The 23,554-nt window shown below is 74.2% G+C and carries 18 protein-coding genes; 11 read left to right on the top strand and 7 right to left on the bottom strand.

From position 1 onward, the window contains the following. The first annotated feature begins 152 nt into the window (after positions 1-152). The 10 genes from ACIQI7_RS25145 (at position 153) to ACIQI7_RS25100 (ending at position 12,987) form a co-directional block, all read left to right on the top strand. Complete coding sequence (locus ACIQI7_RS25145) at positions 153-1,040, top strand: 2-hydroxy-3-oxopropionate reductase (RefSeq protein WP_401113491.1); 888 nt, start codon at positions 153-155, stop codon at positions 1,038-1,040. Positions 1,041-1,402: 362 nt separating this feature from the next. Then, a complete protein-coding gene (locus ACIQI7_RS25140; RefSeq protein ID WP_401113489.1) occupies positions 1,403-2,545 on the top strand; it encodes a glycerate kinase in 1,143 nt (380 codons plus the stop codon). Positions 2,546-2,876: 331 nt separating this feature from the next. After that, entirely contained in the window at positions 2,877-4,265 is a 1,389-nt protein-coding gene (gene allB, locus ACIQI7_RS25135) for an allantoinase AllB (protein ID WP_401113487.1), read from the top strand. Positions 4,266-4,275: 10 nt separating this feature from the next. Continuing rightward, the gene (alc, locus tag ACIQI7_RS25130) at positions 4,276-5,472 is read left to right on the top strand and encodes an allantoicase (protein ID WP_401113485.1); all 1,197 of its coding nucleotides are present in this window, start codon (positions 4,276-4,278) and stop codon (positions 5,470-5,472) included. A 103-nt stretch (positions 5,473-5,575) separates the two neighbouring features. After that, complete coding sequence (locus ACIQI7_RS25125) at positions 5,576-7,036, top strand: catalase (RefSeq protein ID WP_401113483.1); 1,461 nt, start codon at positions 5,576-5,578, stop codon at positions 7,034-7,036. A 180-nt stretch (positions 7,037-7,216) separates the two neighbouring features. Further along, positions 7,217-7,996, top strand: a complete 780-nt coding sequence (locus ACIQI7_RS25120; RefSeq protein ID WP_401113482.1) for an IclR family transcriptional regulator — start codon at positions 7,217-7,219, stop codon at positions 7,994-7,996. 252 nt (positions 7,997-8,248) lie between these two features. Beyond that, complete coding sequence (locus tag ACIQI7_RS25115) at positions 8,249-9,163, top strand: metal-dependent hydrolase (protein ID WP_401113480.1); 915 nt, start codon at positions 8,249-8,251, stop codon at positions 9,161-9,163. Between the two features lie 41 nt (positions 9,164-9,204). After that, the gene (locus tag ACIQI7_RS25110; protein ID WP_401113478.1) at positions 9,205-10,293 is read left to right on the top strand and encodes a PDR/VanB family oxidoreductase; all 1,089 of its coding nucleotides are present in this window, start codon (positions 9,205-9,207) and stop codon (positions 10,291-10,293) included. 13 nt (positions 10,294-10,306) lie between these two features. Then, complete coding sequence (locus tag ACIQI7_RS25105) at positions 10,307-11,230, top strand: M24 family metallopeptidase (RefSeq protein WP_401113476.1); 924 nt, start codon at positions 10,307-10,309, stop codon at positions 11,228-11,230. Between the two features lie 8 nt (positions 11,231-11,238). Further along, the gene (locus tag ACIQI7_RS25100) at positions 11,239-12,987 is read left to right on the top strand and encodes an SDR family oxidoreductase (protein ID WP_401113474.1); all 1,749 of its coding nucleotides are present in this window, start codon (positions 11,239-11,241) and stop codon (positions 12,985-12,987) included. Between the two features lie 168 nt (positions 12,988-13,155). On the opposite strand, the gene ACIQI7_RS25095 is transcribed toward ACIQI7_RS25100, so the two are convergent. The 6 genes from ACIQI7_RS25095 to ACIQI7_RS25070 all read right to left on the bottom strand — a co-directional run bounded on the left by ACIQI7_RS25095 (position 13,156) and on the right by ACIQI7_RS25070 (position 20,394). Next, the gene (locus ACIQI7_RS25095) at positions 13,156-13,449 is read right to left on the bottom strand and encodes a hypothetical protein (protein WP_401113472.1); all 294 of its coding nucleotides are present in this window, start codon (positions 13,447-13,449) and stop codon (positions 13,156-13,158) included. Positions 13,450-13,548: 99 nt separating this feature from the next. Beyond that, positions 13,549-14,745: an XdhC family protein gene (locus ACIQI7_RS25090; RefSeq protein WP_401113470.1), complete on the bottom strand. Its 1,197-nt coding sequence runs from the start codon at positions 14,743-14,745 to the stop codon at positions 13,549-13,551. A gap of 94 nt (positions 14,746-14,839) precedes the next feature. After that, positions 14,840-16,369: an NCS2 family permease gene (locus tag ACIQI7_RS25085; RefSeq protein WP_401113468.1), complete on the bottom strand. Its 1,530-nt coding sequence runs from the start codon at positions 16,367-16,369 to the stop codon at positions 14,840-14,842. A gap of 259 nt (positions 16,370-16,628) precedes the next feature. Beyond that, on the bottom strand, positions 16,629-19,025 hold the full coding sequence (gene pucD / locus ACIQI7_RS25080; RefSeq protein WP_401113466.1) for a xanthine dehydrogenase subunit D: 2,397 nt from the start codon (positions 19,023-19,025) through the stop codon (positions 16,629-16,631). After that, complete coding sequence (locus ACIQI7_RS25075) at positions 19,022-19,510, bottom strand: (2Fe-2S)-binding protein (RefSeq protein ID WP_401113464.1); 489 nt, start codon at positions 19,508-19,510, stop codon at positions 19,022-19,024. The genes pucD and ACIQI7_RS25075 overlap by 4 nt, the downstream gene beginning before the upstream one ends. Beyond that, a complete protein-coding gene (locus ACIQI7_RS25070) occupies positions 19,507-20,394 on the bottom strand; it encodes an FAD binding domain-containing protein (RefSeq protein WP_401113462.1) in 888 nt (295 codons plus the stop codon). Before ACIQI7_RS25070 ends, ACIQI7_RS25075 begins: the two co-directional genes overlap by 4 nt. Before the next feature lie 302 nt (positions 20,395-20,696). Here ACIQI7_RS25070 and ACIQI7_RS25065 point away from each other — a divergent pair, with 302 nt between their 5' ends. Further along, complete coding sequence (locus ACIQI7_RS25065; RefSeq protein WP_401113460.1) at positions 20,697-22,340, top strand: PucR family transcriptional regulator; 1,644 nt, start codon at positions 20,697-20,699, stop codon at positions 22,338-22,340. Between the two features lie 83 nt (positions 22,341-22,423). Here ACIQI7_RS25065 and ACIQI7_RS25060 read toward each other — a convergent pair whose 3' ends face one another. Then, entirely contained in the window at positions 22,424-23,503 is a 1,080-nt protein-coding gene (locus ACIQI7_RS25060) for an alpha/beta hydrolase (RefSeq protein ID WP_401113458.1), read from the bottom strand. Positions 23,504-23,554 lie beyond the last annotated feature (51 nt).

Raw genomic sequence — 23,554 nt, 5'->3', positions numbered from 1 at the left:
CAAGTCGCCTGAGCGCCGAGTCGCCCGAGCCCCAAACCGCTTCAGTCCTAGGCCGCTTCGGTCTCACGCCGTCCGAGCAGCGCGCCGCCGGCGCCGTGCGGACCCGCTGCCCCATTCGACCTCCCCCCCGCAAAGGTAAGGAACTCGACGCGATGAGCCGCAAGATCGCCTTCATCGGCCTCGGCATCATGGGCAGCCCGATGGCCGCCAACCTGGTCAAGGCCGGCCACCACGTCACCGGTTTCAACCTCACCCAGCCGCCGATCGACGCCCTGGTCGCGGCCGGCGGCCACGGCGCCACCAGCATCGCGGACGCGGTGAGGGACGCCGAGGTGGTGATCACCATGGTCCCGGCCGACCCGCAGGTCGAGCAGGTCGTCCTGGGCGAGGGCGGGGTGCTGGAGCACGCCGGGCCCGGCACCCTGCTGATCGACATGTCCTCGATCACCCCGCAGACCTCGGTCAAGGTCGAGGCCGCCGCCCGGGAGAAGGGCGTCCGCACCCTGGACGCCCCGGTCTCGGGCGGCGAGGCGGGTGCCGTCGAGGCCGTACTGTCGATCATGGTCGGCGGTGCCGCCGGGGACTTCGCCGAGGCCAGGCCGCTGTTCGACGCGCTGGGCACCACGGTCGTCCACGTCGGCCCGACCGGTGCCGGTCAGACCGTCAAGGCCGCCAACCAGCTGATCGTCGCGGCCAACATCCAGGTGCTCGCCGAGGCCGTGGTGTTCCTGGAGAACGCCGGTGTCGACCTCGCGGCCGCGCTGGACGTGCTCGGCGGCGGCCTGGCCGGCTCCACCGTGCTCAACCGCAAGAAGGCGAACATGCTGAACCGCGAGTTCGCCCCCGGCTTCCGGATCGACCTGCACCACAAGGACATGGGCATCGTCACCGACGCCGCCCGCGCCGTGGGAGCCGCGCTGCCGGTCGGCGCCGTGGTGGCCCAACTGGTCGCCTCCGCCCGGGCCAACGGCGACGGCTCGCTCGACCACTCGGCGCTCCTGCGCGGCGTCGAGCGGCTCTCCGGGCGCGAGGCCGGATAGCGCCTCCGGGGGCCTCCCGTCCGGAGCCCCCGCCCCGAACTCCTCCTGGCGGCGTGTACCCATCCGGTCGTGCCCGCGCCGCCAGGAGGTCGGACCCGACCGGCGGGCGGGCCGGGGCTCATCCGCCCGCCCGCCGGTCGACCCGGACCGGTGACGCGTACGTTCTCCGGGGCACTTCGGTCGTGCCCGTGCCCGTACCGTCTCCCGGCCCTCCCCGCCACCGTTCCCTCAGCGGGCCCCGGCCGCCCCGGCCGCGCAGGCCGCCTCGGTCCAGCGGTTCGCTGCCACCGGCCGTCCGGGCCCATGCTGGACGCACGTCGTAGTGCCACCCGCCACACCCGTACGGAAGCGAGGACCGCGTCATGCCCCCCACCCCCCACCAGGGCCATGTGGTCGTCGCCCCCGACAAGTTCAAGGGCAGCCTGGAGGGCGCCGAGGCGGCGGCCAGGATCGCCGCCGGCATCCGGCGCGCCGCGCCCGGCACAGAGGTGCGCGAACTGCCCGTCGCCGACGGCGGCGAGGGCACCCTGGCCGCCGCGCTCGCGGCCGGGTTCACGAGGGTCCCGGCCAAGGTGACCGGCCCGACCGGGCTGCCGGTGGACGCCGCGCTGGCCGTCCGTGACGACACCGCGGTGGTCGAGCTGGCGCAGGCCGTCGGCCTCGCCCGGCTGCCCGGCGGCCGTACCGCCCCACTCGCGGCCGGGTCCTACGGGGTCGGCGAGCTGATCGCCAAGGCGGTCTCGCTCGGCGCCGGGCGGATCGTCCTGGGCCTCGGCGGTAGCGCCAGTACGGACGGCGGGGCCGGCCTGCTGCAGGCGCTCGGGGTGCGGCTGCGCGACGCCGACGGCGCCGAACTCCCGTCCGGTGGCGCCGCGTTGCGCCGACTCGCGGAGATCGACCTCGGCCCGCTGGCCGACGCCCTGCGCGGGGTCGAGCTCGTGGTCGCCTGCGACGTGGACAACCCGCTGCTCGGGCCGCGCGGCGCCGCCGCCGTCTACGGCCCGCAGAAGGGGGCCGACGGCGCGGACCTGGTGGTCCTGGAGGAGGGGCTGACCCGGTTCGCCGACCTGGTGGCCGAGGCCACCGGGCGGGACGTCCGGGAGACGCCCGGCGCCGGCGCGGCGGGCGGGGTGGGCTTCGCCGCCCTGGCCCTGCTCGGCGCCACCGTGCGACCCGGCATCGAGCTGCTGCTCGACCTGCTGGGCTTCGACGGGGCCGTGCGCGGGGCCCGCCTCGTCGTGACCGGCGAGGGGTGCCTGGACGCGCAGACGCTGCACGGCAAGGCCCCCGCCGGAGTCGCCGCGGCGGCCGCCCGGGCGGGGGTCCGGGTGGCCGCGGTGGCGGGTCGGCTGGAGCTCTCCGAACCCGAGTGGCGGGCCGCCGGCTTCACCGCCGCGATCGCCCTGACCGACCTGGCCGAGCGGCCGGGGGAGAGCATGGCCAGGGCCGCCGAGCTGGCCGAACTCGCCGGGGAGCGGCTGGCCGGCCGGCTGCTGCCGCGCTGAACCCTCGTACACCCGTCCATTGACGTTTTGTTGAAGGCGGGCCTAGGCTCCCGGCAATCCCTCGCCACCGCCCGGGTTCCACCTCCCGCGTCCCCCCGCTCTCGAAGCACCGCGAAGCGCCCTGGAAGCCCCCGCGTCACCCGCGAAGCACTCCGGCGCCACCCGCGAAGCACTCCGGCGCCACCCGCGAAGCACTCCGGCGCCACCCGCGAAGCACTCCGGCGTCACCCGCGAAGCACTCCCGCACAACCCGCACCCCCCCCGGGCACCACCCGCACCACCCGTCAAGCGCCCTCGAACCATCCCGACTCCCAGGTTCCGGAGGTCTCCCATGCCTTTCAGCCAGCCGACGGTGATCCGCTCCCGGCGGGCTGTCCTGCCCGACGGCGAGCGCCCCGCGGACGTGCTGATCCGGGACGGGAAGATCGCCAGGACGGCCCCGCACGGTTCGCTCACGGCCGGCGAGGGCGGCCTCGTCGACCTCGGCGCCACCGCCCTGCTGCCCGGCCTGGTCGACACCCACGTGCACGTCAACGAGCCCGGCCGCACCGAGTGGGAGGGCTTCGCCACCGCCACCCGGTCCGCCGCGGCCGGCGGCGTCACCACGATCGTCGACATGCCGCTCAACTCGATCCCGCCCACCACCACCGTGGAGGGGCTGGCGCTCAAGCGGAAGGCCGCCGAGGGGCAGGCCTGGGCCGACGTCGGCTTCTGGGGCGGCGCCGTCCCCGGCAACGTCGCGGACCTCGAACCGCTCCACCGGGAGGGCGTGTTCGGCTTCAAGAGCTTCCTCGCCCCCTCCGGGGTGGACGAGTTCCCGCACGTCGAGGCCGCCGACCTGGCGGCGGCGCTGGCCGAGCAGGCCCGGATCGGGGCGCTGGCGATCATCCACGCCGAGGACCCGGCCGTGCTCGCCGCCGCCCCGCAGCAACCCGGCGTCCACTACCGGGACTTCCTGGCCTCCCGGCCCGCCGACGCGGAGACCGCGGCCGTCGCCCAGCTGCTCGACACGGCCCGGACGACCGGCGCCCGGGTGCACATCCTGCACGTCTCCTCCGCCGCCGTGCTGCCGCTGCTGCGGCAGGCCCGCGAGGACGGCGTACGGGTGACCGCCGAGACCTGTCCGCACTACCTGACCCTGGCGGCCGAGCAGGTGCCGGACGGCGACACCGCCTTCAAGTGCTGCCCGCCGATCCGCGACGAGGCCAACCGGGACGCGCTCTGGCAGGCCCTGGCGGACGGCGAGTTCGTCGCCGTCGTCTCCGACCACTCGCCGTCCACCCCCGATCTCAAGCTGTTGCCCGAGTACGGCGGCAGCGGCGACTTCGCGGCCGCCTGGGGCGGCATCGCCTCGCTCCAGCTGGGCCTGCCGGCGGTTTGGACCGAGGCGCGCCGACGCGGCCACACCCTGGCGGACGTGGTGCGCTGGATGTCCGCCGGACCTGCCGAACTGGCCGGCCTCACCGGCACCAAGGGCGCCATCGCCGTCGGCCACGACGCCGACCTGGTCGCCTTCGACCCGGACGGCGAGTTCGCCGTCCGGACGAGCGGGCTGCACCACCGCAACCCGGTGACCCCCTACGCGGGCCGGACCCTCACCGGCGCGGTGCGCGCCACCTGGCTGCGCGGCCGCGAGGTGGATCCGGCGGCCCGGCCCTTCGGCCGACAGCTCACCCGGCCCCGCTCCCACCCCGCCACCAACCCGTCCGAACGCGCCTAGAGGAGAGTCAGTGACCACTGCCGACACCCCGAGTGCCCGCTTCACCGAGCTGGTCGACCTGGCCTCCCGACTGCTCGGCGCGGGCGTCGTCGCCACCAACGAGGACACCTTCGCGGACGCCGAGAACCTGCTGGTCGCCGCGCCGGCCGAGTTCCGCCCGCACACCTTCGGCCACAAGGGCCAGATCATGGACGGCTGGGAGTCCAGGCGCCGCCGCGGCGTCTCCGCCGACCGGCCGCACCCCACCGACGAGGACCACGACTGGGCGATCGTCCGGCTCGGCGCCGCCGGGGTGGTCCGCGGCGTGGTCGTGGACACCGCCCACTTCACCGGCAACTACCCGGAGTCCGCCTCGGTCGAGGCCGCGTCCGTCCCCGGCCACCCGTCGCCCGAGGAGCTCCAGGCGGCCGAGTGGACCACGATCGTGCCGCGCACCGGGCTGAAGGGCGACACCGCCCACGAGTTTCCCGTCGAGGACGGCACCCGCTACACCCACGTACGGCTGAGCATCTTCCCGGACGGCGGCGTCGCCCGGCTGCGGGTGCACGGCGAGGTGCTGCCCGACCCGCGGGACCTGGACGGCCTCACCTTCGACCTGGCCGCCCAGGAGTACGGCGGCGTGGCCGAGGCGGCGTCCGACCGCTACTTCTCCTCCCCGCACAACCTGAACGCTCCCGGCCGTGCCTCCGTCATGGGCGACGGTTGGGAGACCCGGCGTCGGCGCGACAAGGCCAACGACTGGGTGCGGATCGCCCTGGCCGGGGGCGGTGAGGTCCTGGCCGTCGAGGTGGACACCTCCTGCTTCGTCGCCAATGCTCCCGGCTGGGCCGACCTGACCGGCTTCGACGCCTCGACCGGAGCCGACCCGGCCCACGGCGAGTGGTTCGAACTCCTGCCCCGCACCCGGCTCCAGCCCGACACCCGGCACCGCTTCCGGCTCGCCGGGGGCCGTCCGGTGACCCACGTGCGGATCAACGTCCACCCGGACGGCGGGCTGGCACGGCTCCGGCTCACCGGCCGTCTCACCGAGGCCGGCCGCACCGCGCTCGCGCTGCGCTGGTTCAACGCCCTTCCGGCCGCCGAGGCCGTCGCGGCCCTCACCGGATCCGGTCGCACCGCCGACGAGGCCGCCGCGCTGACCGCGGCCCGACCCGTGGCCGATCCGGTGGCGGCCGAGACCCTCGTCCGGAGCCTGCTCTCGATCTGACGGACCGTCAACCGCATGGCGACATGCGGCCTTGTCCGGATGCCTGACGATCGTCGGCTGAGCAAGCCAGGCAACGACCCTATCGACACCCGAAGGACCTTCCATGCCCAAGATCCTTACCACGGAGTCCGGTGCCCCGGTCGCCGACAACCAGAACTCGGCCTCGGCCGGCGAGCACGGCCCGCTGCTGATCCAGGACCAGCACCTGCTGGAGAAGCTGGCCCGGTTCAACCGCGAGCGCGTCCCGGAGCGCGTCGTGCACGCCCGCGGCTCCGGCGCGTACGGCTACTTCGAGGTCACCGACGAGGTCGCGCGGTACACCCGGGCGGGCTTCCTCTCCGAGGTCGGCAAGCGCACCGAGGTCTTCCTGCGCTTCTCCACCGTGGCCGGCAACCTGGGTGCCAACGACGCGGTGCGCGACCCGCGCGGCTTCGCGGTGAAGTTCTACACCGAGGAGGGCAACTACGACCTCGTCGGCAACAACACGCCGGTGTTCTTCATCAAGGACCCGATCAAATTCCCCGACTTCATCCACTCGCAGAAGCGGGACCCGTACACCGGTGTGCAGGAGGCGGACAACGTCTGGGACTTCTGGGCCCACTCGCCGGCGTCGACCCACCAGATCACCTGGCTGTTCGGCGACCGCGGCATCCCGGCCTCGTACCGCCACATGAACGGCTACGGCTCGCACACCTACCAGTGGGTCAACGCCGACGGCGACGCCTACTGGGTGAAGTACCACTTCAAGACCAACCAGGGCATCCGCTGCCTGGATGCCGACCAGGCCGCCGAGGTGGTCGGCGGCGACGCCGACTCGCACCAGCGCGACCTCCACCAGGCCATCGAGCGCGGGGTGTTCCCGTCCTGGACCCTCCACGTGCAGCTGATGCCGGTCGCCGAGGCCGCGGACTACCGCTTCAACCCCTTCGACGTCACCAAGGTGTGGCCGCATGCCGACTACCCGCTGGTCAGGGTCGGCCGCCTGGTGCTCAACCGGAACCCGGAGAACGTCTTCGCCGAGGTCGAGCAGGCCGCCTTCTCGCCGAACAACTTCGTGCCGGGCATCGGCCCGTCCCCGGACAGGATGCTCCAGGGCCGCCTGTTCGCCTACGCGGACGCCCAGCGCTACCGCCTCGGCGTCAACCACACCCGGCTGCCGGTGAACGCCCCCCGCGCCACCGAGGCCGACAACTACGGCCGGGACGGCCTGATGGCCGTCAACAGCGCCGGTCGCGGCAGGAACTACGAGCCCAACTCTTACGACGGCCCGGCCCAGACCGGCGACGCGCTGGCCGCGCCGGTCCGGGTGGTGGGCCACACCGGCCCCCACCCCACCCCGGCACACTCCAAGGACGACGACTTCTTCCAGGCCGGCGAGCTGTACCGGCTGATGTCGGCCGACGAGCGGACCCGGCTGATCGGCAACATCGCGGGCTCCCTGGCTCAGGTCTCGCGCGACGACGTGGTGGAGCGGAACCTCGTCCACTTCCACGCGGCGGACGAGGAGTACGGCGCCCGGCTGGCCGCCGCCGTGACCAAGCTGCGGGAGGGCGACGAGGGCTGACCCCGCCCGCACCGACCGTCCCCGCCCGCACCCGGGCCCGTGGTGTCCGCCCAGGTCGGCCGGTGGGCCAGCACGGATTGTCCACGGATATGTACGGACGGCAGCCGCCGGAGCCGCCGGGTGGATAGGCTGGTGGCGTGCCCGCGGTCGCTCCGTGGGGGGACATCGGAAGGGGACGACATGTCGACACCAGCCCCGGGTCGTCACGCCGCGCTTGACCAGGGTCCGACGGGCCCGTTCACCTCCCTCCAACACGCCCTCAGACTGCTGGAGGCGGTCGACCGCCACCCCGACGGCACCACCCTGGTGGCCCTCGCCCGGGAGACCTCGCTCGGGCTGCCCACCGTGCGCCGGCTCGCCGAGATCCTGGAGGTCGAGGGCTACCTCCAGTGCCAGGACGGCGGTTGGCTGCTGGGCGGCACCTTCGCCCTGCTCGGCCAGCACAACCGGGAGCAGCTGGTGAAGGCCCGGCTCAACCGCAAACTCGCCGAACTCCGAGACGAGTTGGGGGCGGCGGTGTACTTCGGCCGGTACCACGACGGCGAGTTGTCGGTGGAGGCGGTCTCGGCCGCCGACCACGCGCCGGCCGTGCAGGAGTGGGTCGACTTCCGGGCCACCGCGCACGCCAGCGCGATCGGCAAGTGCCTGCTCGGCCAGCTGGACGCGGACGCCCGGCGCGACCACCTCTCCCGGCACCCGGTCGCCCGGCTCACCTCCCGCACCGTCACCGACGCCGACCAGCTGATGCACCGGCTGGAGCGGCAGCCCGCCACGGTGCCGGTGCTGGACATCCAGGAGTACGCGCTCGGGACGGTGTGCGCGGCGGTGCCGATCACGGCGGGCAACACCGTCGGCTGCCTGGCCACTTCGATGCCGGCGGACAACATCCACAGGCTGAAGGCCGCCGCCGAGCTGCTGGCGGCCCGCGCGGCGCCGCTGATGCTGGCGATGGCGGTCTGAGCGCCGCCCGGCCGGGGGCCCCGTCGGACGCGTGCCGTCCGCCGGGGCCCTCGGGCTTTCCCCGCGGCCCGAACGCGTGTTCAGGGGCGGTGCCCGCCCGGTCGGTGCGGTGGTCCGCCCTGGCGGGGCCCGGTGTGCGGCAGTTATTAGACTCGATGTCGATAAGACCGGCCGAAACCCTTGTCCCCACGGCTACCCGCGAGTACGTTTCCCTGGAGCCGAGCCGCCGCCCCCAGGTCAGGAGGGCCTGCCATGACCCGTTCCACCCCCGTCCCCGCCCTCGCCGCCCCCGCCGCGCGCGTGCACGACAGCCTCGTCCTGGAACCCCGGGACGTCCGCTTCGACTGGTCCCGGCTGCCGCTGCACTGGATCCCGGACGAGCCGATGGCCACCCACGTCATCAACGTGCTGCACCTGCTGCTGCCGGAGGGGGAGCGGTGGTTCGTCAAGGTGTTCAAGGAGGCGCTGCCGCTGATCCGGGACGACCAACTGCGCGAGGAGGTGCTCGGGTTCATCGGGCAGGAGGCCATCCACGCCGAGGCGCACCAGGAGGTCCTGGACCACCTGCTCGGCCAGGGGCTCGACCCGCGGCCGTACGTCCGGCAGATCGCCTGGCTGTTCCAGCGCGTGCTCGGCGACAAGCCGGGGCTGACGCCGGCCCGGCAGCGGGAGAACGTCATCGAGCGGGTCGCCTTCATCGCGGCGATCGAGCACTTCACCGCCTTCCTCGGCAACTGGGCGCTCAACTCCCCGGGCCTGGACCGGGCCAAGGCCGACCCGACGATGCTGGACCTGCTGCGCTGGCACGGCGCGGAGGAGGTCGAGCACCGCAGCGTCGCCTACGACCTGATGGTCCACCTGGACCCGGGCTACCTGCGCCGGGTGCGCGGCATGGTGGTCTCCGGGCCGCTGCTGGTGCACCTCTGGGTGCGCGGCGCCCGCTTCCTGCTCGCCGCCGACCCCACCCTGGAGGGGCGGCTCAAGCCCACCTGGCGGGAGGCGGGGCGGATCGCCAGGCGCGGACTGCTGCCGGACCCGGTCAAGTCGGTCCGCTCCGGGCTGCGCTACCTGCGGCCGGGCTACCACCCGACCCAGGAGGGCTCGTCCAGCCAGGCGCTGGGCTACCTCGCCACCTCCCCGGCCGCCCGCGCGGCCGCCGGGCGCTGAGCCCGGTCCTCCTCCCTCCCCACCCCCAAGGACGCCGCCGGATGGACCTGCTCACCCCGCCCCCCGACCTCTACGGCCGCCCCCGCGCCGACGGCTTCATGCGCCGGCTCACCGCCTTCGGCGACCGCTACTCCCCGGCCCTCGGCGGGCCGCTGCTGCGCCGCAACCCCCGCCGCCCGCTCAGCCGTCCCACCCCGCCGCTCCAGCTGGTCGTCGCCGGGCGCCGCGAACTGGCCGCCGACGTCGTCGAACTGCGCCTGGCCGACCCCTCCGGCGGCCCGCTGCCCGGCTGGCAGCCCGGCGCCCACCTGCGCCTCGTCCTGCCCTCCGGCCGGGAGCGCCACTACTCTCTCAGCGGCGACCCGGCCGACCGCGCCGCCTACCGCATCGCCGTCCGGCGGCTGCCCGAGGGCGGCGGCGGATCCGTCGAGGTCCACGACGCCCTGCACCCCGGCACCCGGCTCACCGCCCGCCGCCCGCGCAACGGCTTCGCCTTCTGCGCCGAGCCCGCCGTCCTCCTGCTGGCCGGCGGCATCGGCATCACCCCGCTGCTCCCGATGGCCCGCGAGGCCCGGCGGCACGGCCTGGACTGGCGCCTGGTGCACGTCGGCCGCAGCGCCGACACCCTCCCGTACACCGACGAGCTGCGCGCCCTCGACCCGCACCGGGTGGTGCTGCGCACCGACGACGAGCACGGCGGCGTCCCCACCGGCGCCGAACTGCTCGCCCACGCCCCGCGCGGCGCCGCCGTCTACTGCTGCGGCCCGGCCCCGATGCTCACCACCGTGCAGCGGGCCCTGGACGACTCCCCGGCCGCGTCCCTGCACTTCGAGCGCTTCGGCGCCGCCCCGGTGACCGACGGCGAGCCGTTCGCCGTCCGCCTCGGCACCGACGGCCCGACCCTGGACGTCCCCGCCGACCGCTCCGCCCTGGACGTGCTGCGCGAGGCCCGCCCGGACCTCCCGTACTCCTGCCGCCAGGGCTTCTGCGGCACCTGCGAGGTCCGGGTGCTGGCCGGCCCGCCCGACCACCGGGACCGTCGCCTCACCCCCGAACAGCGTGCCGCCGGCGCCCTGCTGCCCTGCGTCTCCCGGGCCGCCGAGGGCGAGACCCTCGTGCTCGACGTCTAGAAGGAGCCCTGCCATGGCGAAAGCGACCCCCGCCTTCCGCTACACCGAGCGCGACCTCACCCGCTTCCGCGAGACCCAGCAGCTCGCCTACCACTGCGCCGAACAGGTCGCCGCCTGGATCGAACCCGGGGTCACCGAACGGCAGGCCACCGCCGAGCTGCGCCGCCGCCTGGTCGCCGCCGGGGTGCAGGACTTCTTCCACGTCCCCTTCGCCTGGTTCGGCGACCGGACGGCGTTCCGGCACTTCCACACCCCGCTCCAGTTCTTCGCCGGCAACCGGCGCCTGGAGGAGGGCATGCCGTACGTGCTGGACTGCGCGCCCGTGGTGGACGGCTACACCGCCGACATCGGCTACGGCGGCAAGGTCGGCGAGAACCGGGTGTGGGACCGCCTGGCCGCCGACCTGCAGGTCTACCGCGAGCTGATCCTCGCGGAGGTGCGGGCCCGCAAGCCGCTCGCCGAGGTGTACGCCGCGGTGGACGCCCAGATCGCCGCGCACGGCTACGACAACCGGCACCAGGTCTACCCGGGCCGGGTGATCGGCCACCAGGTCACCCGGAACACCGCGCGCGGCCCGGCCGGGGTGAACGTCTTCGGCTTCGGCGTGCGCACCCTCCAGACGCTCGGCCGCGAGCTCGTCTCCGAGCGGCTGCACGGCCGTTCGCCGCTCTGGGCGGACGGCCGGGCGTCCCGGCACGCGCCCACCCCGGGCCTGTGGGCGGTCGAGCCGCACATCGGCTTCCGGGGCGTGGGCATCAAGTTCGAGGAGCTGCTGGTGGTCACCGAGGACGACGCCTACTGGCTCGACGACGACCTGCCGCACGTCCGCCGCTGGACCGCCGCCACCGAGCCGACTGTCATCGACCCGACCGCCGCCGAGCCGACGTCCGCCGCCCCGACCGCCGCCGAGCCGACCACCCTGGAGGCCACCCGATGACACGCCCGATGACGAGCCGGCCCGAGCCCCCGGCGGAGCCCCCGGTCCGCCGCCGGACCGTCCGCTCCGGTGGCCTGCCGCTCGCCGTCTTCGAGCAGGGCGACCCGGCCGCCCCCACCGTCCTCCTCGTGCACGGTTACCCCGACTCCCACGTCGTCTGGGACGACATCGCCGCCGACCTCGCCCGCGACCACCACGTGGTCCGCTACGACGTGCGCGGCGCCGGCGAGTCCGCCGCCCCCGCCGACCGGTCCGGCTACCGCCTGGAGCACCTCGCCGGGGACCTGTCCGCCGTCGCCGACGCGGTCAGCCCGGACCGCCCGGTGCACCTGGTCGCCCACGACTGGGGCTCGATCCAGTCCTGGGAGGCCGTCACCGCCCCCGGCGCCGAACGCCGGATCGCCTCGTACACCACCCTGTCCGGCCCCAGCCTGGACCACATGGGCTACTGGCTGCGCCACCGGCTGCGCCGCCCCACCCCGCGCCACCTCGGGCAGCTGCTGCACCAGGGCCTGCACTCCTGGTACATCACCGCCTTCCACCTGCCCTACCTCGCCCCCGGCATCTGGCGCCTCGGCCTCGCCCGGGCCTGGCCGCGGGTGCTGCGCGACCTGGAGCACGTCAGCCCGCGCGCCGACCACCCGCAGCCCACGCTGCGCCGCGACGCGGTCCGCGGCATCGAGCTGTACCGGGCCAACTTCCGTCCCACCATGGGCAGTCCGCGCGAGCGGCCGACGGCTGTGCCGGTCCAGCTGATCACCCTCACCCGGGACCGGTACGTCGGCACCTACCTCTCCGAGGGGCTGGAGCGCTGGGTGCCCGACCTGACCCGCAGGACGCTGCACGCCGGCCACTGGTCGGCGCTGCTGGAGAAGGGAGCCACCGTGGCAGGAATGGTCCGCGAGTTCACCGCCCGCGTCGACGCGGGACAGGCCCGGCCGACGGAGGGCGACGGCCGGCTGGTCGTGGTCACCGGCGGCGGCAGCGGCATCGGCCGGGCCACCGCGCTGGCCTTCGCCGAGGACGGCGCCCGGGTGGTGGTCTGCGACCTCGACCTCGCGGCCGCCGAGCGCACCGCCGAACTCGCCTCGCTGATCGGCCCGAAGGCGCACGCCTACCGGGTGGACGTCTCGGACGGCGCCGCGATGGACGACTTCGCGAGGACCGTCGCCGCCGAGCACGGGGTGCCCGACGTGATGGTCAACAACGCGGGCATCGGCCACTCCGGGACGTTCCTGCAGACCACGGAGAAGGAGTGGCAGCGGGTCCTGGACGTCAACCTGTGGGGCGTGATCCACGGCTGCCGCGCCTTCGGCGCCCTGATGGCCGACCGCGGCCAGGGCGGCCACATCGTCAACGTCTCCTCCGCCGCCGCGTACCTGCCGTCCAAGGCGCTCACCGCCTACGCCACCAGCAAGGCCGCGGTGTTCATGCTCTCCGACTGTCTGCGCGCCGAGTTCGTCGGCCACGGCATCGGGGTCTCCACGATCTGCCCCGGCATCGTCAACACCAACATCACCCGCACCTCCACCTTCTCCGCCACCACCTCCACCGAGCAGGCCGCCAAGCAGGCCCGCGCCGCGAAGCTCTACGCCCGCCGGGGCTTCCCGCCGGAGAAGGTCGCGAGCGCCATCCTCACCGCCGTCCGCACCGGCAAGGCCGTCGTCCCCGTCACCCCCGAGGCCAAGGCCGCCCGACTCCTCTCCCGCCTCAGCCCCGGCCTGCTGCGCCTCGCCGCCCGCCTCAACGTCACCTGACCGGGGCCGCGGACGGGGCCCGCCCCGGGCGGCCGCAGGGGGCCGCCCGGGCGGTGAGAGCATCGAGGCCCGTGGAGACGACAACCGCCCGGCGGCTGATGGACCGGGTGACCGGCGCGGTCGTGCGGGTTTCGGCGTGAGGCCGGCGCTGGGTGGCCGACCGGGGGCTCAGGAACTCAACCGCCCCAGGCCTTCCAGCAGTTGGTCGGCGTTCATGCAGATGTGCAGGTCGACCTTGGCGTTCGCCTGCAACCAGAACGGCTCGACGATGGAGGGCAGCGAGGCCTCGTCCTGGACGTCGATGACGACGATCATGGTGCGATGCCCGTTGCGCGCCAGGAAGTAGGCGGCCTCCGGTTGGAGTTGGGCCAGTGACTGCTTGATGCCTTCGGCCATCGATCCGTCGTTGACGGCCTGGTTACCCGTCGGGGTGTCGAGTTCGATTTCCAGCAGGGCGCGCATGATCCCCGCTCCTTCCCCGGGCTCGGGGCGAGTCCGCAACTCCAGCCTCCCGCCGCGATGGTGATCACGCAACGTGAACGGCGCCGGAGCCGTTTCGGCTCAGGCCGCGTGGGTACTGGGAGTCGGTCCGTCGGCCGCGTCACCCTCCGTCGCCGTTCGCGACGTGTCGTGGTGGATCGGCCCGTCCGAGGCGCTCAGCGGCAGGCAGCTGCCGCCGCGGCGGTGGGCGACGATCTCGGCGGCGACCGAGACGGCCGTCTCCTCCGGGGTGCGGGAGCCGAGGTCCAGGCCGATCGGGGAGCGCAGCCGGGCCAGTTCGGCCTCGGTGAGCCCCGCCTCGCGCAGCCGGGCCGCGCGGTCCCGGTGGGTGCGGCGCGAGCCCATCGCGCCGACGTAGCCGACCGGCAGCCGCAGGGCGCGCTCCAGCAGCGGGATGTCGAACTTGGCGTCGTGGGTGAGCACGCACAGCACGGTGCGCCCGTCGATCCGGCCGAGCTGGGAGTCCAGGTAGCGGTGCGGCCAGTCGACGACCACCTCGTCGGCCTCGGGGAAGCGACGGGCGGTGGCGAAGACCGGCCGGGCGTCGCAGACGGTCACGTGGTACCCGAGGAACCTGCCGATCCGCACCACCGCGGCTGCGAAGTCGATCGCCCCGAACACCAGCATCCGCGGCGCCGGCACGTACGACTCGACGAAGCAGGTGACGGTGCCCCGCCCGTGCTGGTCGCAGGGGCGTCCGTCCAGGCCGAGCACGATCCGGCCGGAGCGTCCGGCCTCCAGCATCGCCCGGGCCTGCGCGACGAGCGCCCGTTCCAGCCCGCCGACCGTGGAGGGCGTCGGGGAGAGCGCGCCGTCGACGCCGTCGGCGGTGACCGCCAGCGCGGCCCCGAGCAGCCCGCCCGGCCCGGCGATCACCCGTACCAGCGCCACCGGCGTGCCGGCCGCGAGGTGGGCGATCCCGGCGTCCAGCCCGGCGTCGGCCCCCGGCACCACCCGCTGGACGAACACGTCCAGGACTCCGCCGCAGGTCAGGCCGACCGCGAAGGCGTCCTCGTCGCTGTACCCGAAGCGCTCCAGCACCGGCCGGCCGTCGGCGATCGCCGCCTGGCACAGCTCGTACACCGCGCCCTCGACGCACCCTCCGGAGACGCTGCCGACCGCCTCGCCGTCCGCGTCCACGGCCAGCGCCGCCCCGGGGTCGCGCGGTGCGCTGCCGGAGACGCCGACCACGGTGGCCACGGCGAAGGAGCGCCCGGACGCGTGCCAGGCCCGCAGCTGCTCGGCGATGTCCTGCATGGGGAGGCTCCTTACACGGTTTCGACAGTAGCGGGAGACGCCGCCGTACGGGAAACGATCCCGTACGGCGGCGGTGGCGCCCGGTTACGGGGCGCTAGTGCACGCCCAGCCAGGACCTGACCGGGCTGATCGCGAAGTACACCAGGAACACCGCGGTGAGGATCCACATCAGCGGCCCGGGCTCGCGCCGGCGCCCCACCCCGGCCTTGATCACCGTGTACGAGACGACGCCGGCCGCCACGCCCGCGGTGATGCTGTAGGTGAACGGCATCAGCACGCAGGTGAGGAAGGCGGGGACGGCCACCTCGCGGTCGGACCAGTCGACGTGCCGCGCCTGGCCCATCATCATCGAGCCGATCACGACCAGGGCGGCCGAGGCCACCTCGACCGGGACGATCCCGGCGACCGGCGAGAAGAACAGCATCAGCGCGAACAGGGCGCCGGTGACGGTGGAGGCGAGCCCGGTGCGGGCGCCGTCGCCGACACCGGTGGCGGACTCCACGAAGACGGTCTGCCCGGAGGCACCCGCCAGGCCGCCGACCGCGCCGCCCGCGCCGTCGACGAACAGCGCCCTGGACAGGCCAGGCATCCGGCCCCGACGGTCGGCCAGTCCGGCCTCGGTGCCGACGCCGACGATGGTGGCCATCGCGTCGAAGAAGCCGGCCAGCACCAGGGTGAACACCGCCACCGAGGCGCTGATCGCGCCCATGCCGTGGCCGCCGAAGGCGCCGAACAGGTCGACGCGGCCGAACAGGCTGAAGTCGGGGGCGGAGACCGGGCTGCCGGGCCAGACCGGTACCGAGTTCCGCCATGCCCCGGCCGGCACGTGGGCGACCCGGTTGACGACCATCGCGAGCACGGTGCCGCCGGCGACGCCGATCAGGATCGCGCCGCGGACGCCGCGCGCCATCAGCACGAAGACCGCCAGCAGGGTGACGCAGAAGACCAGCACCGGCCAGCCGGTCAGCTCCCCGGCCGGGCCGAGCGAGAGCGGGGTGGGGCCGCCGGTGTGCAGGAAGCCGGATTTCTGCAGGCCGATCACCGTGACGAACAGCCCGATGCCGATGGTGATCGCGTGCTTGAGCGGCAGCGGGATGCCGTTCATGATCCGCTCGCGCAGGCCGGAGACCACCAGCAGCACGATCAGCAGGCCGTAGACCACGCACAGGCCCATGGCCTGCGCCCAGGTGGTGTGCGGGACGACCAGCGCGGAGACCGCGCCGGAGACGGAGAGCCCGGCGGCGAGGGCGAGCGGCACGTTGCCGACCAGGCCCATCAGGACGGTGGTGACGGCGGCTGCCAGCGCGGTGGCGGTGGTCAGCGCGGCGTGGTCCAGCTTCGCGCCGGTGGCGTCCGCGCCGCTCAGGATGAGCGGGTTGAGCAGGATGATGTACGCCATCGCCATGAAGGTGGTGAGCCCACCGCGCAGTTCGTTGGCGACGGTCGATCCCCGGGCCGAGATCCGGAAGTAGGCGTCCAGGACGCCGGCGGGGGCCTCCCCGGCGGGCCGGTCGGTGGCGGGGTCCTCCCCGGCGGGCCTGTCCCCGGCGGGCTGGTCGGTGGCGGGGCTGTCGTCAGCGGGTCTGTCTTCGGTGGGGCCGGGCTCCGTGGGGATCCTGGGCATGTCCACTCCCAAGTGTCAAAGGGGGTTGGGGTGGGCGAGCCGACCTGGCCGCCGGTCGACGGCGCGGCGCAGGGGACGTATCGACTCACTGGGCGGGGCACTCGCGCGACGGGGAGTCGGGAGTGCCCGGCGGGCGTGCGAGGCGGTGCGCACCGCTGCGGACCCCGGCGTGGGCAGGGCAGCGGGTGGGTGGGGGTGCCCCGGGGCGGTGCGGCGGCGGGAAGGCGGCCACCGCCCCGGGGGAGCCGAACTCCGGCTGTCAGCCGGGCTGTTCGGTGGTCAGGTGCTCCGGCCGGACCGGGATCCGGTTGAGCGCCAGCCCGGTGGCGTCGCGGATGGCGGCCACGATGGACGGCGTCGCCGAGACGGTCGGCGCCTCGCCGACGCCGCGCAGCCCGTACGGCGCGTTGGGGTCGGGCAGTTCGAGCAGCTCGACCGGGATCGGCGGGGTGTCCAGGATGGTGGGGATCAGGTAGTCGGTGAAGGAGGCGTTGCGCACCTTGCCGTCCCGCACGATGATCTCCTCCATCACCGCGAGGCCCAGCGCCTGGGTGCAGGCGCCCTGGATCTGGCCGACCACGGAGAGCGGGTTGAGCGCCTTGCCGACGTCCTGGACGGCGGTCAGTTCGACCACCTTGACCAGTCCCAGCTCCACGTCCACGTCCACCACCGCGCGGTTGGCGCAGAAGGTGTACTGGACGTGGCCGAAGCCCTGGCCGGTCTCCTTGTCGAAGGGCTGGGTGGGCCGGTGGTGGTGCTCCCGGGTCTGCTCGATCGCCTCGTCGCCGAGCAGGTCGACGATGGGGACCAGCACGCCGGCCGCGGCCGAGACCACCTTGCCGCCGGCCAGCGCCAGGTCGTCGTGGGTCCAGCCGTAGCGCCGCCGGCCCCTGTCGAACAGCTCCCGGCGCACCGCCTCGGCGGCCAGCTTCACCGCGCCGCCGGTCATGTACGTCTGGCGCGAGGCGGAGGTCGAACCGGCCGACCCCACCTCGGTGTTGGCCGGGTGGATGGTGACCTGCTCGACGCCCAGCTCGGTGCGGGCGATCTGGGCGTGCACGGTGACGCCGCCCTGGCCGACCTCGGCCGCCGCGGTGTGCACCATGGCGACCGGCTCGCCGCCGATCGCCTCCAGCCGCACCCGGGCGGTGGAGTAGTCGTCGAAGCCCTCGGAGAAGCCGACGTTCTTGATGCCGACCGAGTAGCCGACGCCGCGCACGATCCCCTCGCCGTGCGAGGTGTTGGACAGCGCGCCGGGCAGTCGGCGCAGGTCCGGCCGCTCGGTGTCCAGCGGCGGCGGAAGCGGCGCCTCCTTGGCCCGCCGGAGCAGTTCGGCCACCGGCGCGGGTGCGTCGATCTCCTGCCCGGTGGGCATCCGGTCGCCCTGCCGGACGGCGTTGAGCTGCCGCAACTCGACCGGGTCCATGCCCAGTTCGGCGGCCAGCTTGTCCATCTGGGACTCGTAGCCGAACGCCGCCTGCACGGCGCCGAAGCCGCGCATCGCCCCGCAGGAGGGGTTGTTGCTGTACAACGCGAGGGCGTGCATCCGGACGTTCGGGATCACGTACGGGCCGTGCCCGAGCGAGGCCGCGTTGCCGACCACGGCGGGGGAGGAGGAGGCGTACGCGCCGCCGTCCAGCACGATCCGGGCATCGGCGTAGACCAGCTTCCCGTCCCGGGTGGCGCCGTGCTCGTAGTGCATCCGCGCAGGGTGGCGGTGCACATGGCCGAAGAAGGACTCGTCCCGGGAGTAGACGATCTTGACCGGCTTGCCGGTGCGCAGGGCCAGCAGGCAGGCGTGGATCTGCATCGAGAGGTCCTCGCGGCCGCCGAACGCGCCGCCGACGCCGGCCAGGGTGAGCCGGACCTTCTCCTCCGGCAGGTCGAGCACCGGCGCCATCTGCTGCCGGTCGACGTGCAGCCACTGGGTGGCGATGTAGAGGTCGATGCCGCCGTCCTCGGCGGGCACCGCGAGGCCGGACTCCGGGCCGAGGAAGGCCTGGTCCTGCATGCCGACCTCGTAGTCGCCGCTGACCACCACGTCCGCCAGCGCCCGCACCTCGTCGGTGACGCCGCGGCCGGAGACCAGCCGCTGCTCGTGGCAGATGTTGCCGTGCGCGTGGGACCTGTACTCGTGCGGCTCGTGCACGTACCCGTACGTCTCCGGGTCGAGGCACTGCTCCTCGGTGACGATCGGGGTGAGCACCTCGTACTCCACCGCGATCTTCCGCACCGCCCGGCGGGCCGTCTCCGGATGGTCGGCGGCGACCAGTGCGATCGCCTCGCCCTGGTGCCGGACCCTGTCGATGGCCAGGGCCGGCTGGTCCTGGATCTCCAGGCCGTAGTACTTGGAGCCGGGGATGTCCTCGTGCGTCAGCACCGCGTACACCCCGGGCACCGTGAGCGCCTCGGAGACGTCCACCGAGAGGATGTTCGCCCGGGCGTGCGGCGAGCGCAGCGCCGTGCCCCAGAGCATGTCCTCGTGCCACAGGTCGGAGGAGTAGGCGAACTCGCCCCGGACCTTCAGGTTGCCGTCCGGGCGCAGCGGCGAGCCGCCGATGCCGTCCTTGGAGGCCTGGTGGATCTTCTGGAGGTTCTTCTGCCCCCGGACCGTCCGGGCGTCCCGGGTGGTTTCCTGGATCGCTCGCTCGCTCATCCCGCGGCCTCCGTCCCCGCGCACTTGCGGGCCGAGGCCAGCCGCACCGCGTCCATGATCTTCTCGTAGCCGGTGCAGCGGCACAGGTTGCCGGACAGCGCCTCGCGGATGTCGTCGTCGCTCGGCTGCGGGTCGTCGGCCAGCAGCGCGTCGGTCTGCACCAGCAGGCCGGGGGTGCAGAAGCCGCACTGGACGGCGCCCGCGTCGACGAACGCCTGCTGGACCAGGCCCAGTTTGCCGTCCGGTGCGCCCAGGCCCTCGACCGTGCGCACCTCGCGGCCCTGCACCTGGCCGGCCGCGACCAGGCAGGAGCAGACCGGGACGCCGTCCAGGTAGACCGTGCAGGAGCCGCACTCGCCCTGCTCGCAGGCGTTCTTCGAGCCCGGCAGGCCGACCCGCTCGCGCAGCACGTACAGCAGGCTCTCGCCCTCCCACACGTCGTCGGCCTCGACCGGCTTGCCGTTGGCGGTGAAAGTGACCCTCATGCCGCGCTCCTGATCTGCTTGCCGTAGTCGTTCCAGGTCCAGGTGAGGGTGCGGCGGGCCATCACGGCGAGCGCGTGCCGGCGGTAGTCGGCGGTGCCCCGGACGTCGTCGATCGGCGAGGCCGCGGCCTTCACCAGCTCGCCGAAGCGCCGGACCACCTCGGTGCCCAGCGGTTCCCCGGTCTCCCACAGGCCGCGTTCGGCGAGCACGCCCCGGAGGTACTCCTCGGCCTCGACGGCGCGGCGCGGCGTGGGGGCGGCCGAACCGATGCCGGTGCCGACGGTCCCGTTCCGCGGGTGCAGCGCGAAGCCGAAAGCGCAGACCGCGATCACCATGGCGTTGCGGGTGCCGATCTTCGAGAACTGCTGCGGACCGTCCGCCACCGGGATGCGCACGGCCCGGATCAGCTCGTCGGCCGCCAGGCAGTTGCGCTTCACCCCGGTGTAGAAGTCGTCGATCGGGATCAGCCGGGTGCCGCGCACCGAAGCCGCCTCGACGAACACGTCCCGCCCGGCCGCCAGCAGCGCCGGGTGCGAGTCGCCGGCCGGGGAGGCCGCGCCGAGGTTGCCGCCGACGCTGCCGCGGTTGCGGATCTGCGGCGATCCGACGGTACGGGCCGCCAGCGCCAGCCCGGGCAGCGGACCGGACAGCTCCGCGATGATCCGGGCGTACGGGACCGCGGCGCCGAGCCGCACCACGCCGCCGTCGTCGGACCACGCGGTGAGTTCGGTGACGCGGTTCAGGTCGAGGATCGCGGATGGCCGGTGCACGTCGAAGTTCAGCTCGACCATGACGTCCGTGCCGCCCGAAAGGGGCAGCGCGGTCGGGTACTCGGCCTTCGCCGCGAGCGCCTCGTCCCAGGTGGCGGGCCGAAGGAACTCCATGCGGGTGTCTCCTCAAGTCGTCGCCCGCCGGGTGCCCGGCGGCGTGTCGCCCAGTGAACCGCTGTGACGCGGCCCACTGGCAGTCACCGATGGCATGAAGCCCCGGCTGTGAGCCCGCCCGGCATCCTGTACGTTCCTCTAAGGAGGAGAATCCCGCAGCCCAGGTGTTCGCCGGGGTGCCACCTACGACCGTAATCCGGCCCGGATGCGCGGGCCACGGACTCGGAACGCCCGCCCGCTCGGCCAGGCCCTATCGTTTACCCCTTCATCCCTCCCCCCAAGCCCCGTTAAGGAGTCCGCGGATGCGCGTCCGTGACCTGCTCGCCCCCGGCGCCCCGCGACTGCGCCTGCTCGCGGCCGAGGAAGAGCTGGACCGGCAGGTCAGCGGCGTGATGACGACGGACCTCCAGGACCCGGGCCGCTACCTGCACGGCGGCGAGCTGGTGCTCACCGGGATGCTCTGGCGCACCGTCCCGGCCGACTCCGAGCGCTTCGTCCGCACCCTGGCGGCGGGCGGCGCGGTGGCCCTGGCGGCCGGCGAGGCCGAGGTCGGCCCGGTGCCCGAGGACCTGGTCGAGGCCTGCCGCCGGCACCGGATGCCGCTGCTCGCCGTCCCCGACGACATCGCCTTCGGCACCGTCACCGAGTTCATCGGCCGCCAGGTCTCCGCCGACCGCGCGGCCGACCTCGCCGCGCTGGTCGACCGGCACCGCCTGCTGGTCTCGGCGGCCGGCGGCGGGGGGCTGGACGCGGTGCTGGACCTGCTCGGCGGCGACCTCGACCTGGACTGCTGGGTACTCGCCCCGACCGGCGCGGTGATCGCCGGCCCCGCCGACCGGCTCTCCGCCCAGGACCGCGACCAGCTGGTCCGCGCCCACCTCGCCGCCCAGCGCCAGCGCCGCCGCCCCCCGCACCGGGCCCGGCTGGCGGCCGGCACCTACTCGCTGCTGCCCGCCCCGGCGCCGGCCCCCGCCTCCGCCTCCGCGTCCTCGCCCGCCTCCGCCGAGTCCGACGCCCCGCAGTCCGACTGCCCGCTGGCCGACTGGGTGCTCGCGGTGGCCGGCGACGTCACCGAGTGGACCACCAAGCGCCAGCAGCTGGCCGAGAACCTGGCCCGGCTGGTCGCCGCCGAGCGCCACCGCCGCGACGAGGGCCGCCGGCTGCGCCGCCGGCTCGCCGACGAGGTGCTCGCCCTGCTGCGCCACGACGCCGACCCGGCCGAGATCGGCCGCACCCTGTACGCGTCCTCGGCGATGGCCGCCCGCTACGCGGGCTCCGAGCCCGAGTCCCGGGCGGAGGAGGGCTCCTGGCTGGTGCTCAGCGCCGAGGGCACCGGCCTGCCGGAGGGCACCGTACGGGCGGTGCTGGAGGAGGCGCTCGGCGGCACCTCCGACCGCGCCCTGGTCGCCGGGACGGGCACCGGCGCCGTCGTGGTGGTGCCCGCCCCGGAGGTCCCGGTGCCGGCCGACACGCTGCGCGAACTGCTCGCCCCGCTGGAGGCCGGACTCGGCCCGGAGGGCCGGATCACCCTCGGCGTCTCCGCCCCCGCGTCCGGGGCCGGCGGCCTGCGGGGCGCCCTGGAGGAGGCCCGGCACGCCCGCCGGATCGCCGCCTCGCGGGTCGGCCGGGTCTGCGTCGCGGGCCCCGAGGAGCTCGCCTCGCACGTGCTGCTGCTGGCCGCCGTCCCGGACGAGGTGCGCCGCGCCTTCCGCGGCCGGCTGCTGGACAAGGTGATCGCGTACGACCTGGAGCACCAGGCGGACCTGGTCCGCACCCTGGAGGCCTTCCTGCGCTCGGACGGCTCCTGGACCCGCTGCGCCGGGCAGCTGCACGTCCACGTGAACACCCTGCGGTACCGGATCGGCCGGATCGAGGAGCTGACCGGGCGTGACCTCTCCCGGCTGGAGGACCGGGTGGACTTCTACCTGGCGCTGGAGCTGGCCTGACGCCGCGCCCGGACAGCCGGAAGGGCCCGCCGCGACCGTGGTCGCGGCGGGCCCTTCCGGTACGGCTCGCTCCTGCGCGCCGCCTACTGCACCGGGATGACCGAGGTCAGCCACTGGAAGGCGGTCGGGACCATCCTCTTCCACTGCTCGGTGGTGTGCGGGCCGGAGCCCTCCTCGACCTGGACGGTGGTCGGGGCCTTGGCCGCGGCGCGGATCGCCTCGCCGTCCTCGTAGCCGTCCCCCTTGGAACCGCTGACCAGCAGGGCGACCTTCGGCGGCTGCGCGGCGGTCTTGAGGATGTTGACCGGGTTGTTGGCCTCGCGCAGCTTGGCGTCCTTGCCGACCAGGGAGTCCGGCTCCTGCGCCGGGTCGTTGTAGCCGGACATCGCGATGGCGGCCCGGTACCGGTTGGGGTGGGCCAGCGACAGCTTGGCCGCGCAGTGCGCGCCGGCCGAGTAGCCGGCGATCGCCCAGCGGTCCGCGGACGGGTCGGCGCGGAAGTTGTCCAGCACCATCTGCGGGACGTCGCGGGTGACCCAGGCGTCGGCGTTGATCTTGCCGGGGATGTCGGTGCAGCCCGCGTCCTGGTTGTTCAGCAGCTTGGTGCGGGGTGAGACCAGGATGAAGGGGGCGACCTTGCCCTGCTGCATCAGCGGCTTGAGCTGCTCGGAGACCTTGAGGGTGCCGTACCAGGTGGAGGAGGAGCCGGGGTAGCCCGGGATCAGCTCGACCACGGGGAACTTCTTGTCCTTGAACGCCGGGTCGTTGTACTGCGGCGGCAGCCAGACCAGCACCTCGCCGTCGACGCCGGACACCTGGCCCTTGAGCTCGGTCCGCTGCACGTCGTTCGGGACGAGCGGGTCGTTCACGCCGCCGAAGCTCTGCTTGATCTTCGGCGGCTCCTTGGCGGCGTCGGCGCTCGGGGCCCCCGGGGTGGCCACCGGGTCCACCGGCGCCACCACGGGCACCGCGCGGACGTGGTTGCCGGTGCCGAGCAGGTCGTCCCAGTTGCCGTAGATCAGGTTGGCGTTGTTGACCATGACGAAGACCATCAGGACGGCCGTGACCTGGCAGAACATGATCATGACGATCCGGGTGAGGTAGCGCACCGGCCGCGGACCGCCGACCTTGCCCCAGAACAGCAACGCCACTGTGATGGACACCGGCACCAGGATGACGGTGAGGAGGAGGAATGGCGTACCTGTCAGTTCCAT

It is taken from the genome of Kitasatospora sp. NPDC092039 (assembly GCF_044756065.1).
Taxonomy (GTDB): Bacteria; Actinomycetota; Actinomycetes; order Streptomycetales; family Streptomycetaceae; genus Kitasatospora.
Note: the sequence above shows the minus strand (reverse complement) of the source record. Positions and strands in the feature narration are given on the sequence as shown.